General features: G+C 59.8%; 12 protein-coding genes. 9 read left to right on the forward strand and 3 right to left on the reverse strand.

Annotated elements, in window-relative coordinates:
* Positions 1 to 169: 169 nt before the first annotated feature.
* From rsmA to MU846_RS06680, 6 genes are all read left to right on the forward strand, one after another.
* Positions 170 to 967: a 16S rRNA (adenine(1518)-N(6)/adenine(1519)-N(6))-dimethyltransferase RsmA gene (rsmA, locus tag MU846_RS06655; protein WP_246950768.1), complete on the forward strand. Its 798-nt coding sequence runs from the start codon at positions 170 to 172 to the stop codon at positions 965 to 967.
* A gap of 34 nt (positions 968 to 1001) precedes the next feature.
* The gene (apaG, locus tag MU846_RS06660) at positions 1002 to 1391 is read left to right on the forward strand and encodes a Co2+/Mg2+ efflux facilitator ApaG/CorD (RefSeq protein WP_246950770.1); all 390 of its coding nucleotides are present in this window, start codon (positions 1002 to 1004) and stop codon (positions 1389 to 1391) included.
* Between the two features lie 5 nt (positions 1392 to 1396).
* Positions 1397 to 2215: a symmetrical bis(5'-nucleosyl)-tetraphosphatase gene (locus MU846_RS06665; RefSeq protein WP_246950772.1), complete on the forward strand. Its 819-nt coding sequence runs from the start codon at positions 1397 to 1399 to the stop codon at positions 2213 to 2215.
* A 265-nt stretch (positions 2216 to 2480) separates the two neighbouring features.
* Positions 2481 to 4403, forward strand: coding sequence for a PrkA family serine protein kinase (locus MU846_RS06670; protein WP_246950774.1), 1923 nt, complete (start codon positions 2481 to 2483; stop codon positions 4401 to 4403).
* A 63-nt stretch (positions 4404 to 4466) separates the two neighbouring features.
* Positions 4467 to 5747, forward strand: a complete 1281-nt coding sequence (locus MU846_RS06675) for a YeaH/YhbH family protein (RefSeq protein ID WP_246950777.1) — start codon at positions 4467 to 4469, stop codon at positions 5745 to 5747.
* Positions 5744 to 7270, forward strand: coding sequence for a SpoVR family protein (locus MU846_RS06680; protein ID WP_246950779.1), 1527 nt, complete (start codon positions 5744 to 5746; stop codon positions 7268 to 7270). The genes MU846_RS06675 and MU846_RS06680 overlap by 4 nt, the downstream gene beginning before the upstream one ends.
* Before the next feature lie 77 nt (positions 7271 to 7347).
* Here MU846_RS06680 and MU846_RS06685 read toward each other — a convergent pair whose 3' ends face one another.
* Positions 7348 to 8268 carry a DMT family transporter gene (locus tag MU846_RS06685; RefSeq protein ID WP_246950782.1) on the reverse strand — a complete coding sequence of 307 codons (921 nt, stop codon included), beginning with the start codon at positions 8266 to 8268 and terminating at the stop codon, positions 7348 to 7350.
* A gap of 248 nt (positions 8269 to 8516) precedes the next feature.
* Here MU846_RS06685 and MU846_RS06690 point away from each other — a divergent pair, with 248 nt between their 5' ends.
* The 3 genes from MU846_RS06690 (at position 8517) to MU846_RS06700 (ending at position 11823) form a co-directional block, all read left to right on the forward strand.
* Entirely contained in the window at positions 8517 to 9761 is a 1245-nt protein-coding gene (locus MU846_RS06690; protein WP_246950792.1) for a multifunctional CCA addition/repair protein, read from the forward strand.
* A complete protein-coding gene (locus tag MU846_RS06695) occupies positions 9743 to 10477 on the forward strand; it encodes a pteridine reductase (protein ID WP_246950794.1) in 735 nt (244 codons plus the stop codon). Before MU846_RS06690 ends, MU846_RS06695 begins: the two co-directional genes overlap by 19 nt.
* A 422-nt stretch (positions 10478 to 10899) precedes the next feature.
* Complete coding sequence (locus MU846_RS06700) at positions 10900 to 11823, forward strand: hypothetical protein (RefSeq protein WP_246950797.1); 924 nt, start codon at positions 10900 to 10902, stop codon at positions 11821 to 11823.
* Between the two features lie 56 nt (positions 11824 to 11879).
* Here MU846_RS06700 and MU846_RS06705 read toward each other — a convergent pair whose 3' ends face one another.
* Together MU846_RS06705 and MU846_RS06710 are read right to left on the reverse strand one after the other, a co-directional pair.
* Positions 11880 to 13394 carry a flavin-containing monooxygenase gene (locus tag MU846_RS06705; RefSeq protein WP_246950800.1) on the reverse strand — a complete coding sequence of 505 codons (1515 nt, stop codon included), beginning with the start codon at positions 13392 to 13394 and terminating at the stop codon, positions 11880 to 11882.
* 11 nt (positions 13395 to 13405) lie between these two features.
* Positions 13406 to 14257, reverse strand: coding sequence for a metal-dependent hydrolase (locus MU846_RS06710; protein WP_246950803.1), 852 nt, complete (start codon positions 14255 to 14257; stop codon positions 13406 to 13408).
* Positions 14258 to 14310 lie beyond the last annotated feature (53 nt).

Below are 14310 nucleotides of genomic sequence, written 5' to 3' on the forward strand. Positions count from 1 at the left end.
CGCCAACGGGTCAGCCGATCACAGCCCAGCTTGCCCGGCGACACGGCTGGCCATGGACGACAGCACTGGCCCCGCGCATTTCCACAGGCGGCGGCGCCGTGCAGCACCTCTGACAGATCATCGCAAAACCCGTTAAACTGCCCACCCAGTTCAATCAGGGATGCCTCTCATGCATCAGGCCCGCAAGCGCTTCGGCCAGAATTTCCTTACCGACACCGGCATCATCACGCAACTGGTACGCAGCATCGCGCCAGCACGCAACGATCTGATGGTGGAGATCGGCCCCGGCCAGGGCGCCCTCACCCGTCCTTTGATGGATGAGCTGGATCACCTGCATGCCGTCGAGCTTGATCGTGATCTGATCGCACTGCTACAACGCACGCTCACTGCACGCCGGCTGACCCTGCACCAGGCCGATGCCTTGCGGTTTGATTTCACCACCCTGGTGCCCGACGCACAGCAGCGCCTGCGCGTGGTGGGCAACCTGCCGTACAACATCTCCACCCCGCTGATGTTCCACCTGATCCGGCAGATCGACGTCATCCAGGATATGCACTTCATGCTGCAAAAAGAGATGGTGGAGCGCTTGGTCGCCACGCCGGGCAGCAGCGACTGGGGCCGTTTGAGCGTCATGATCCAGTACCATTGCCAGGCGGATTTTCTGTTCCTGGTGCCGCCCGAAGCATTCCGGCCAGCACCGAAAGTGGATTCCGCCATCGTCCGCCTGACACCGCACGCCACCCTGCCGCACCCGGTGGCCGACTATGCGGTATTTGCCGCGCTCGTCGGGCAAGTCTTCACCCAGCGGCGCAAGGCCATCCGAAATGGGCTAAAATCGTTCCTCAGCCCGGCGGAAATCGAAACCGCCGGCATTGATCCGGGCCTGCGCCCCGAGCAGTTGTCGCTGGCGGATTTTGCCGCCCTGGGCAATGCGGCGGCAGCCCGCATCAATGACACCAAGCCCTGACGAGCCGGCCCAACAGCCGCGCGGAGACCGCCCGATGCCAGCCCAGGACAACAACCGTTACCTGATCGACATAGAAGTGCACACCGAATTCCTGCCCGAGCAGAGCGATGCCGAAAGCAACCGCTGGGTGTTCGCGTATCACATCACACTGCGTAATGATGGCGACCAGCCCGCCCGCCTGATGACCCGCCACTGGGTGATCACCGATGGCGAGGAGCGCACCCACGAAGTCCACGGCGAGGGCGTCATCGGCGAAACCCCGTTGCTGGCACCCGGCCAGAGCTTCTCCTACACCAGCGGCGCAGTACTGGAGACATCCATCGGCAGTATGCACGGCAGCTATCAGATGCTGGCCGACGACGGCACCTGCTTCGATGCCCCAGTGCCCGCGTTCACGCTCGCACCACCCCACACCCTGCACTGAGCAGCATGAGCACCTATGTCATCGGCGATCTCCAGGGTTGCCTGTCTGCCTTCCAGTGCCTGTTGGAGAAAATCGACTTCGACCCGGCCCGGGATCAGCTACTGCTGGCCGGCGACCTGGTTGCACGAGGTGAGGATTCGCTGGGTACGCTGCGGCTGGTTTATCAGCTGCGCGACTGCACGCGTGCGGTGCTCGGCAACCATGATCTGCATTTGCTCGCGCTGGCAGCCGGCGCCGCCCCACTGCGAAAGAAAGAGCGCGATCTGACGCCCATTCTGGACGCACCAGACCGCGACGCGCTGCTGGGCTGGCTACGCCACCAGCCGCTGGCACTGCATCTGCCCCGGCACAACAGTGTGCTCACCCACGCCGGCCTGCCGCCCGGCTGGACGGTGGCGCAGACGCTGGCTCGCGCCGCGGAAGTGGAAGCCGCATTGCGCGGCCCCGATGCCGAGGATTTCTATCACGCCATGTACGGCAACAGCCCCAGCGCCTGGAGCGAGCAGCTGACCGGCACGACACGCTTGCGCGTCATCACCAACTACCTGACGCGCATGCGCTTTGTCGATGCCGAAGGCGCGCTTGATCTGGCCAGCAAAGGCGAGGCCGATGCGCCACCAGAAGGCTTCATGCCCTGGTTCCTCCACCCAGCCCGGCAAGACACTGGAATACGCGTGCTGTTCGGCCACTGGGCAGCCCTTGCAGGCAATGTGCCAGCCTCTGCTAATGTCGCGGCGCTGGACACCGGCTGTGTCTGGGGCGGGTGCCTCACCGCCTTGCGCCTGGAAGACAACCAGCGCTTGCATTGCGACTGTTCTCGCTAACGCTCCCGCCAGCCTATCACAGCGCTACCTTTTTGCCCCTGCGTTTACCGCCGGCCTGGCGGAATGCCCGCCAGAAAAAATTTTGCGCGCTCTTGCTTGCTGCAATGAATTATTTTTTTTGACTTTCACAAGCAAAAATGGCCATTCTAGAAACACACCCCATCCTGCTCGCGGCTACCCCGCGCAGGCGAACGTGATCCAAGGAAACGTATTACATGTAGAACACCGGTCTGGCCACCACCGGCGCACAGTGAGGACGCAAGGCATGAGTATTATCAGCCACTACCAAGCCCGCTATGAAGCCACCCAGCAGGAGGAGTATTCACTGGAGGAATACCTCCAGCTCTGCAAGGCAGACCCCTCCACCTACGCCACCGCCGCCGAGCGTTTGCTCATGGCAATCGGCGAACCGGAAATGATCGACACCGCCAAAGACCCACGGCTGTCACGCATCTTCTCCAACAAGATCATTCGCCGCTACCCCGCGTTCAGCGAGTTCTACGGCATGGAAGATGCCATAGAAAATATCGTCGCCTATTTCCGCCACGCCGCGCAGGGGCTGGAGGAACGCAAGCAGATCCTTTACCTGCTCGGGCCGGTGGGCGGCGGCAAATCGTCTCTCGCCGAAAAGCTCAAGTCATTGATGCAGAAGGTGCCTTTTTATGCCATCAAAGGCTCGCCGGTAAACGAATCGCCGCTTTCATTGTTTGATCCGGCAGAAGATGGCCCCATTCTCGAAGAGGAATATGGCATCCCGCTGCGCTATACCCGCTCGATCATGTCGCCCTGGGCGGTAAAACGCTTGCACGAGTACAACGGCGATATCTCCCGCTTTCGTGTCGTCAAGCTCTACCCCTCGACACTGGATCAGGTGGCCATCGCCAAGACCGAGCCGGGCGATGAAAACAACCAGGATATCTCCGCTCTGGTCGGTAAGGTGGATATCCGCAAGCTGGAAGACTTTGCCCAGAACGACCCCGATGCCTACAGCTTCTCCGGTGGCCTTTGCCGCGCCAACCAGGGGCTGCTGGAATTCGTGGAGATGTTCAAGGCGCCGATCAAAGTGCTGCACCCGCTGCTCACGGCAACACAGGAAGGCAATTACAACGGCACCGAGCATATGGGCGCAATTCCGTTCGACGGTATCGTGCTGGCCCACTCCAACGAGGCCGAGTGGCAAACATTTCGTCATAACAAAAACAACGAAGCCTTCATCGACCGGATATTTATTGTCAAAGTACCTTACTGCCTGCGCGTCAGCGAAGAAGTGCGCATCTACGAGAAGCTGCTGGCCAACAGCAGCCTGCGGGATGCACAGTGCGCCCCCGATACCCTCGACATGCTGGCGCAGTTCTCGATCCTGAGCCGCCTCAAGGAACCGGAAAATTCCAGCATCTACTCGAAGATGCGCATCTACAATGGCGACAACCTGAAAGATATCGACCCGAGATCGAAATCATTGCAGGAATACCGCGATGCGGCCGGTGTCGATGAAGGCATGACTGGCATCTCGACACGCTTTGCCTTCAAGATTCTCTCCAAGGTGTTCAACTTCGATCACAGCGAAATAGCCGCCAACCCTGTTCACCTGATCCATGTGCTTGAGCAGCAGATCGAGCAAGAGCAGTTTCCGCAAGAGCGTCAGGAGCAGTTGCGCCGCTACATCAAGGAATACCTGGTGCCGCGTTACGTGGAGTTCATCGGCAAGGAAATCCAGACAGCTTATCTGGAATCTTATTCCGAATACGGCCAGAACATCTTTGACCGCTACGTTACCTATGCCGATTTCTGGATTCAGGATCAGGAATTCAGAGATCCGGACACCGGAGAAATATTCGACCGTCAGGCGCTCAACGAAGAGCTGGAAAAAATAGAAAAGCCGGCCGGCATCTCCAACCCCAAGGATTTCCGCAACGAGGTTGTGAACTTCGTGCTACGCGCACGCGCCAACAACGAGGGCCGCAACCCGTCATGGCTGAGCTATCAGAAGCTGCGTGATGTGATCGAAAAGAAAATGTTTTCCAACACCGAAGACTTGCTGCCGGTGATTTCTTTCAACGCCAAAGGCTCGAAAGAAGACATGCAAAAGCACAACGACTTTGTACATCGCATGATGGAACGCGGCTACACCGAGAAGCAGGTGCGCCTGCTCTCGGAATGGTACCTGCGGGTGCGCAAGGCGCAGTAGTTGAGCAGGTCCGGGTGCCGAAACGGCACCAGGCATCGCACTATCCTGTCGCGGGAGGGCGATATGAGCTTCATTGTCGACCGCAGGTTAAATGGTAGGAACAAGAGCACCATCAACCGGCAGCGCTTTCTGAGACGCTACCGGGACCACATCCGTGAGGCCGTGGATAGCGCCGTCAACCAGCGCTCGATCCGTGATATGGAGCGCGGCGAGCGCATTGTCATTCCCCGCAAGGATCTCAGCGAGCCGCAATTTCAGCACGGCCCCGGTGGCAGGCGCACCATCGTCCATCCGGGCAACCGGGAGTTTCAGCGGGGTGACCGGATCGCCCGTCCGCAGGGCGGTGACGGCCAGGGCGGCCAGGCGTCCAACCAGGGCGAGGGGCTGGATGAATTTGCCTTCCAGCTGGACCCCAGGGAGTTTCTCAATTTCCTGTTCGAAGGGCTGGCACTGCCCAATCTCGTCAAGCGCCAATTGCGCGGCGAATCCAGTTACCGTGTCGTCCATGGCGGCATCACCAGCGAGGGCAACCCTTCGCGGATAAATATCGTGCGCTCCATGCGGCAGGCGTCGATGCGTCGGCGGGCGCTTGGCGCGGCCAATCGACGCCAGCTCAAGGAACTGCTGGCGGAGCAGGCGCAGCTGTTACAACAGGAGCAGTCGCCCCCTCGGCAGGCGCGGCTGGCCGAGCTGACCGAAGAAATAGCCCGGCGCCAGCGCCGCGCCGAGCGCATCCCGTTTCTGGATACTGTAGATCTGCGCTACAACCATACCGTCCGCCAGCCAGTGCCGGTCAGCCGAGCTGTGATGTTCTGCCTGATGGATGTCTCCGGCTCCATGGGCCAGAATATGAAAGAGTTGGCCAAACGTTTTTTTCTGCTGCTTTATCTGTTCCTGCAACGCAACTACAAGCAGACAGACGTGGTCTTCATCCGCCACCACACCAGCGCCAAGGAGGTCGATGAAGAAGAGTTTTTCTACTCGCGTGAAACCGGGGGCACCATCGTCTCAAGCGCCCTGAAACTGACCAGCGAGATCATTCGCGAGCGCTATCCAGAACACGAATGGAACATCTACGCTGCACAGGCCTCTGACGGCGACAACTGGAATGACGACTCACCCACCTGCGTGCGCATTCTGCGGGAGGAGCTGCTGCCGAAGATGCAGTATTTCGCCTACGTGGAAATCATGCCGCGCCGGCATCAGGCGCTCTGGGAGAGTTACAGCCTGCTACAACAGCAGCACCCGAATGCCTTTGCACTACAGCAGATTGATGGCCCGGGCGATATCTACCCCGTGTTTCGCGAGTTGTTTCGCCAGCGTATGGAGGCACCGGCATCATGAAGCAGCGCAGGCAGCCCCTGTCCACCACCTCGGAATGGAACTTCGAGCTATTGCAGCGCTACGACGAGGAAATAGCGCGCATCGCGCACGATGTTTTTCAGCTGGATACCTACCCCAACCAGATTGAAGTGATTTCCTCCGAGCAGATGATGGATGCCTACGCCTCAGTGGGGATGCCGGTGGGTTACCACCACTGGTCCTTCGGCAAGCAGTTCGTGGAAGTCGAGAACCGCTACCGGCGTGGGCAGATGGGTCTGGCCTATGAAATCGTCATCAATGCCAATCCCTGTATCGCCTACCTGATGGAAGAAAACACCATGGCCATGCAGGCGCTCGTGATTGCCCACGCCTGCTACGGCCACAACTCTTTTTTCAAAGGCAACTACCTGTTCCAGACCTGGACGGATGCCTCGGCAATCATTGATTATCTGGTTTTTGCGCGGCGCTATATCGCACAATGCGAGGAGCGCCACGGTGTCGAGCACGTCGAGCGCATGCTGGATTCCTGCCATGCATTGATGAATTATGGCGTCGATCGCTACAAGCGGCCCTATCCTGTCTCGGCCGAAACCGAGCGGCTACGCCAACAAGAGCGCGAAGACGCCCTGCAGCAGCAGGTATCTGAGTTATGGAAGACTTTCCCCGAGATGCAGCCCGATATCCGGCGGCGTGTTCCCATCGAGCGCTATCCGGCCGAGCCACAGGAAAACCTGCTTTATTTCATCGAGAAAAACGCCCCCTTGCTGGAGCCCTGGCAGCGGGAGATCGTGCGTATCGTGCGCAAGATGGCGCAGTATTTTTATCCGCAACGGCAAACCAAAGTGATGAACGAAGGGTGGGCCAGCTTCTGGCATTACACCCTGCTTCACGAGCTGTATAACGAGGGGCTGGTGACCGATGGTTTCATGTTCGAGGTTCTGCAAAGCCATTCACAGGTGATTTACCAGCCGCCCTTCGATAGCCCGTTTTATAACGGGATCAACCCTTATGCGCTGGGCTTTGCCATGTTTCGTGATATCCGCCGTATCTGCGAAGCCCCCACTGCTGAAGACCGGCACTGGTTCCCCGACATTGCCGGCAGCAACTGGCGCGAAACCCTGACCTTTGCCATGCAAAGCTTCAAGGACGAGAGTTTCATCCAGCAATTTCTTTCGCCCGCGGTGATCCGCGACATGAAACTGTTCGCCGTGCTGGATGACGATACCGATGATCACCTGGCAATCGATGCCATCCATGATGAAGCCGGCTATCGCGCCGTGCGGCAGCTGCTTTCCGAACAATACAATCTGAGCATCAGCGAGCCGAACATTCAGGTTTACCAGGCCGATGTGCGCGGCGACCGCTCCCTGACGCTACAACACATACGCCACGATCGCCGGCCTCTGGCACGGGATCAGGCTGCCGACGTCATGCGCCATCTGTACCGCCTGTGGCAATTCGACGTACACCTTGAAAGTGTGCAGGACGGCCGCGTGGTAGAGCGGCTTTCCATCCCGCCACCGGCGGCCGAAGGCAGCGCCTGATCCGGCACAACGCAATCGGGCCTTCGCTGCTCTCGCTAAGCCCACTCACCCGACAGCGTCGGCTTTTTTCGTACCGATCACTCAACCTCGGCCTCTTGCGTGAGCGGCCGGTTCTCCGGCATCAGCGCCTTGCGCACCGCCCGGTCGCCATACAGATACGCCCCCAGCGCCACCACGATCAGTGCCGCGCCGCCCAGCATCGAGATTGCCGGCGTTTCGCCATTGAGCAACATGCCCAACGCCAAGGCCAGCACCGGGGTAATCAAGGTAATCAGCGCCACCGTCGCCGCACTCAAACGCGACAGCACCAGGTAGTAGCAGAGAAAACCCAGCAGCGAGCCAAAAAAGGCCAGATAAAGCACCATCCACACGCCGCGCTGGCTCAACGGAATGGCCAACGGCTCGCCACTGCCCAGCCACAACAGCACAAAACACGGCAGGCTCAGCGCCAATGCCCCCAGCGTCTGGTTAAGCGGCGGCTCCCCCGCTGCGGCGCGCTGCACAGCAATAGCGCTGCCGCTGAACAGACACACCGCGCCAAACAGCATCAGGATCGCCGGCAAGGTGCCGCTGCCCGGCGCCAAGGCATCACTGAATATCAGCAACAGGCCCGCCACCCCGATCACACAGCCCAGCCAGTGCCAACCGCGCAGGCGCACCGAACCGGGCAGGCATTGCAGCATCAACCCGGACACCAAAGGCGCCAGCCCGAACATCACCGAGATCAGCCCGGAGGGCACCGACAACGACGCCTGATAACTCAGCGCCATGGCACCGAACACCCCCGGCACCGCTGCCAGATAACCGCGCACTGCGCGCCGGTGCCACGCCAGCCGGCCGCCGATACACCACAGCAGCAAAATACCGAACAGGGTTGCGAGCAGCATGCGCAACATCAGGCTGCCGATCGGCGCGCCGGCTTCGGCGCTCCATTTCACGGCCAGGGGTGTCGTTGCCCAGACGAGCACGACGATCAGATAAGCCGGGGCGGTGGGCATGTGAAAATCCTTTACTTGGATGAATGTCCCGACCGAAAAACAAAAAAGCCGCAGGGCCTGGGACGACACTGCGGCTTTTCAACTTCAGGATAATATCACCCCGGCCGCAGTCCTCGGCGCCACGCACGGCGCATGGCCACCAGCAGGCTTGCCGGGGCGGCCTGGGTAACGGACACTGCGTGCAGTTTGCGGGTTGTCATCATCATGCGACCATGATGCGCAGAACTGGCCACAGGTGCAATAACACAATGCAGCAGTCTCAGGTTTTTCTTGTCGGCGGCGCCGTGCGTGACGATATGCTCGGGCTGCCGGTGCACGAACGTGACTGGGTGGTGGTGGGCGCCACACCGGAGCAGATGATCGAGCAGGGCTTTCGCCCAGTAGGCCGCGATTTTCCGGTGTTCCTGCATCCACAAAGCAGCGAGGAGTATGCGCTGGCGCGTACCGAGCGCAAAGCCGGCATCGGCTACCATGGCTTTACCTTCAACGCCGCGCCTGATGTAACGCTGGAGCAGGATCTCGCCCGGCGAGATCTGACCATCAACGCCATGGCGCGCAGCCATGGTGGCGAGCTGGTCGATCCGTATCGCGGCCAACAGGATCTGAAGGCCCGCGTGCTGCGCCATGTCTCCGACGCCTTTGCCGAAGACCCGCTGCGAGTGCTGCGCGTGGCACGCTTTGCCGCCCGCTTTCATTGGCTCGGCTTTACCATTGCCGCCGAAACCCTGGCGCTGATGCGGCAGCTTTCCACACCCGAAGAACTGCTCGCTTTGTCACCGGAACGTATCTGGAAAGAAACAGAAAAGGCACTGAACGAACCCGACCCGCAGGTATACTTCGAAACACTGGAAGCCTGCGGCGCACTGCCGGTCCTGTTTCCCGAGCTGGCAGCGCTGCGCGGCGTGCCGCAGCCCGCCGCCCACCACCCGGAGATCGACACGCTCACCCATCAATATCTGGCACTGAAACAAGCAGCAGTGATGGCGCTGCCGAGCGTGGCACGCTTTGCAGTGCTGGTGCATGATCTCGGCAAGGCAGACACGCCCGAAGCCGAATGGCCACGGCATATCGCGCATGAGCACCGGGGCGGCAAGCATATCAAGGCACTGTGCGAGCGCCTGCGCGTGCCCACCGAACACCGCACGCTCGGGCTGCTCACGGCCACCTGGCATACCCACTGCCATCGGGCGCTGGAGTTGCGGCCTGAAACAGTATGGAAACTGCTGCGGGCGCTGGATTACCCCCGGCGGCCGCAACGCCTGGCGCTTTTTGCGGCAGCCTGCGAGGCGGATGCACGCGGGCGGGAGAGCTTCGCCGAGCGGGAATATCCGCAGCGGCAATATTTACTGGGCGCCGCAGCGGCCAGTGACAATATCGACATGAGCGCGTTGCGCGCCCGCGGGTTGGAAGGCAAGGCACTCGGCACCGCCATCGAGCGCGCCCGCATCGAGGCAATCAGGGAGTATCAGACACAATGGCGAAAGTCGCACTGATCACAGGCGCCGCACGGCGCATCGGCGCAGAGATTGCCCGCACACTGCACCAGCATGGCTTTCGGATTTTGCTGCACTGCCGCCGCAGCACGCTGGAAGCAAACGAACTGGCCGCCGAGTTGAATCAGCAGCGCGAAGATTCCGCTCGGGTCCTGGTGGCCAATCTCAACAGCCCCCCGGCGGTACGCGAACTGGCCGCCGCTGCACAAGCGGCCTGGGGCTATGTTGATGTACTGGTCAATAATGCATCGAGCTTTTACTCCACACCGCTCGCCAACGCCACAGACGATGACTGGGACGCGCTGCTGCACAGCAACCTGCGCGCGCCCTTCCTTCTGATACAGGCGCTGGCAGACACCCTGCGGGAGCGCCATGGCGCCGTGGTGAACATGATCGACGTGTACGCCGAAAAGCCGCTACAGGAACATTCGCTTTATTGCATCGCCAAAGCTGGCCTGGCCATGCTGACACGCAGCCTGGCACGGGAGCTGGGGCCGGACGTGCGCATCAACGGCATCTCCCCCGGCGCTATCTTGTGGCCAGAAGCCGGCCAGGGAAACCAGCAGGACATTCTTGATGCCACCGCTCTGGGACGCTGCGGCACGCCGGCTGATATCGCTGGCGCCGTCGCCTGGCTCGCGCTGGATGCGCCTTACGTGACCGGCCAGATACTGGCCGTGGATGGCGGCCGCTCGCTCTCGTTTCACGGCGGCTGAACGCGGCCGGAGACCAGGCATCCAGAGACACTACAAGAGCTGCGCCCTGCGGAATAGCAGCCTTGGAGGGCAACGTGCGGCGCTGTAAAAAGCACCGTAGATCCTGCCTGGCGTTGCAGAGCCATTCTATTCCGGCAAGCCTCAGCGGCGGCCGGACACCCGAAAATACGCCGTGCCACATCTCGGCCTGCGGCACCCTTTGAAGGGCCGCTCAGCGGCTGGTTTGATTTTTCTGTTATCGCCCTGGTTGTGGCAGGCATGACTCCCACACACCGCAGACAGCGCCGATTTCCGTCTTATAAGCGCCCGCCATCTGTGGTACAACCGTACACCCAATGACAAGACACCCGGCCCGGACCTGGCGCAAGGGTTGCGGCCTGGCGCCGCTGCCGTTCACCTGAATGGATACAGGATCATCTTTTATGAACGCTACAACATCTGCCTTACGCCTCGCCCCCCTGGCACTGTGCCTGGCCCTTACCGCCTGCGGCGGTAGCAGTGGCTCCGACCGCGGCAATCTCGGCACCCTTGATCCACTGCCATTGACTCTGGACTCTTATGCTCCGCTCGCGGCGCATATGGCACTATTTGTTGGACCAGCGGTGCCTGAACGCTATCACATGCTGCTGTCGTCCCATCTGGATGACATCATCAATGACTGTAACGCCCAACGGATTATCGACGGCGACACCACCCGCATTGACATCGACGATTGCAGCCACTCAGAGAATCTGGGCTCAAATCATCGCACTCGACAAAGCTACGTTAAACTTGAATACCAGGCCGATGTCGATGCCAATCCAGGCAGTGATACTTGGCTTGTTAATATTCAACATCTGGAAGATTTTGCCAGTCTGATCTCCCCTCCCATTCGCGACAGTGTCTTCACCAAGGCCGAGGGAACGCTCACGCTTACCGTGACGCCGGACTCAATTACAGTCACCGACACCGAGAGCCTCTACACCCGCAGCGAAGATCGCATTCTGACTGAAACAGAGCTATTAAGCCGGACACTACATTTGTTTCAGTTGGAGGGCTTCAGTGTCACGGTGCAGGATGACGGCAGCGAGCGAACCATTGATCAGCACGGGCGCCTGATTGTCGACGTCGGCGGAATACTCGGCTACGTGGATATAGATACCGTATCTTCATTGGTCTGGCCGGTACAAAGTGATTGCCCCACTATGGGCGAGATTGCTTTAACGGGGCGTGACGATGAGAAAATGAACCTTTCATTCGACAACAATCAAGTTACCGTCACGATCAGCAACGATGGCGGCGCAAATGGGGAACTGTTTGATTGTAACGACTTCCTCGGCTGGGTCGAGAGTGCCTTCGACAAATGAAAAAACCACCGGGGTGCGGCCGCACCCCGCTGCTTTCAAGCGCCTTCCAACTACTCTCAAGCGACCTGCCTGCTCTCTTCCTTCACCGTCACAAATTCATAATCGGTACTGCATACGGTGCGTGTTTCCAGCCAGTAGCGCCATGTCGCGCCGGGCCACAGCGCAAAGTTGCGGCCATCCGCTTGCTGATACCAGCTGGTGCAGCCTGACGTCCATGTCGTGCCTTGCAAGCGCTTTTGCACCTCCTCGCTGAACCTGCGCAGAGCGCTTTCTTTTACATCAAGATAATCTGCGCCCTCTGCCTTGAGCAGCTTCATGCATTGCACGATGTAATTCACCTGGCATTCGATCATGAACAGGATCGAGTTATGCCCCAGCCCGCTGTTCGGCCCCACCAGCATGTAAAGGTTCGGGTAACCGCTGACCGTCATCCCGTAGTAAGCTTCCGAGGCGTGCGCCCAGTCCTTGCGCAAGTCACGCCCGCCCAGCCCGATGACGGGAAACTCTTTCATGTAGATACGCGGGTCGACCACAAAGCCGGTGCCGAGAATAATGCAGTCGGCAGGATGCTCGACGCCGTCATCGGTGATCACGCTATGAGCGCGCACCTCGCGAATGCCGGCAGTCACCAGCGACACATTGTCGCGGTTGAACATCGGATACCACTTGTTGGAAATCAACACACGCTTGCAACCGAAGGCATAATCCGGCGTCAGCTGCCGTGCCAGTGCCTTGTCCTTGACTTGAAAATGGATAAACGCCTTGCACAGTGCTTCCAGCACCCGCGCCGCTCGCGGGCTGGATGCCGGCATGACACGCGCCTCGTTGCTCCAGTAAAGGCGTGCGCGGTGCAATTTACGCAGCGCAGGAAAGCGCCGGAACAAGGCGCGCTGCAAAGCGGGATAGCCGCGCTCATCACGAGGAATGACCCAGGCTGCCGAGCGCTGAAACACCGCCAGAGATTTCACTTGCGGTGCGATTTCCGGGCAATACTGAATGGCGCTGCCACCGGTGCCGATGGAGACAACACGCTTGCCGGCAAGATCATACTCGTGATCCCACTCGGCCGAGTGCATCACCTTGCCCTTGAACTTGCCCAGCCCCTTGATGGCCGGCTTGTTCGGCACATGCAGCGGGCCGGAGGCCAGGATCACATGCCGGCAGTGCACCGTCAGGCCGCTACTACTGCGCACCGTCCACAGTGCAGTGGCCTCATCAAAGCGCGCCTGATTCACCTCCTGATGAAAGCGAATAAAAGGTCGCAGCTGATAACGCTCGGCCACATCAAGAATATAGCCCTCGATTTCCTGCTGCGACGCATAACGCCGCGACCAATCAGCCTTGCCGGCAAAAGAAAACGAATAGAGATGCGACTGCACATCACAGGCAGCGCCGGGGTAGCTGTTGTAATGCCAGGTGCCTCCCACATCACCTGCTTTTTCGAGAATCACGAAATCTTCGTTACCGGATTCGTGCAATCGGATCGCGGCGCAGAGGCCGCCAAAGCCGGCACCGATAATTGCGGTATCCACATGAAGCGCTTGCGCGGGGACAGACGCCTTGCTGGTCATGTTTTTTCTCCTCAGGCAGCGCTCTGCGGCTCAAGATCATTGCCGCTCAAATTATTCATAAGCGTTTCGGCCTGTGCCAGAAACTCCCGGTTATCATGCTGCCAGGGATGAAATCCTGGCCGGAAAAAACTGAACCAGTCAGGCAATGCGCGCCGCAGCACTCCAGGGCGGCCGGCCACCAGATTGCCCACTGACCACCAGCCGCGCAGATCAAACAGGCCACCGGAGCGAGCAATCATCACGATATAAAACGGCACGAACAGGCTCCAGAACAGCATGTTCGCCAACACGAAGGCCACCACACGCAGCCCATAGGCACGCACATCACTCTCGACGACACTTTCGAACGCATCAAAGCAGACCGCCTTGTGCTCGGTTTCCTCAATTGCGTGCCACCGCCAGAGTGCGGCAAAGTGCGGTTCGACATCCTTCAGCAGCACTTCATTGCGCAGCAGCACATCCCCAAGCACCGCGGTCAGATGCTCCAGCGCCACGGTGGCCGCCAACTGTATCGGCCGCGGCAAGCGCGCCACATTGGCGAGCAGCCGCTCCACCGCTCGCTCCAGCGCATCCACCGGCAACCCGGCCTCTTGCAGCGCCTGGTTGTATTGTTCGTGCTCGCGGGTATGGAAGGCTTCCTGGCCAATAAAGGCTGACACCTGCGTCTTCAGCTTTACATCGGTTATTTCGTTGCGGTAATTACGCACGCTCTGAATGAAAAAGCGTTCGCCGGCGGGAAAAAAAAGCGACAACGTATTGAAGAATTGCGTGACATGCAGGCCCGCCGGATGCCATGTCAGCGCTTCGCCCCTGGGCAGGGCGAAGCGCAAATTGCGCCGCACAGGTTCTATCTGAATGGACATCGCCAAACCTCTCACCAAATAAACAAGTCAGAGAGAGATTAGGCGCGAAAGGC

The sequence above is a fragment of the Alcanivorax quisquiliarum genome, from assembly GCF_023051175.1.
GTDB classification, from domain to species: Bacteria; Pseudomonadota; Gammaproteobacteria; order Pseudomonadales; family Alcanivoracaceae; genus Isoalcanivorax; species Isoalcanivorax quisquiliarum.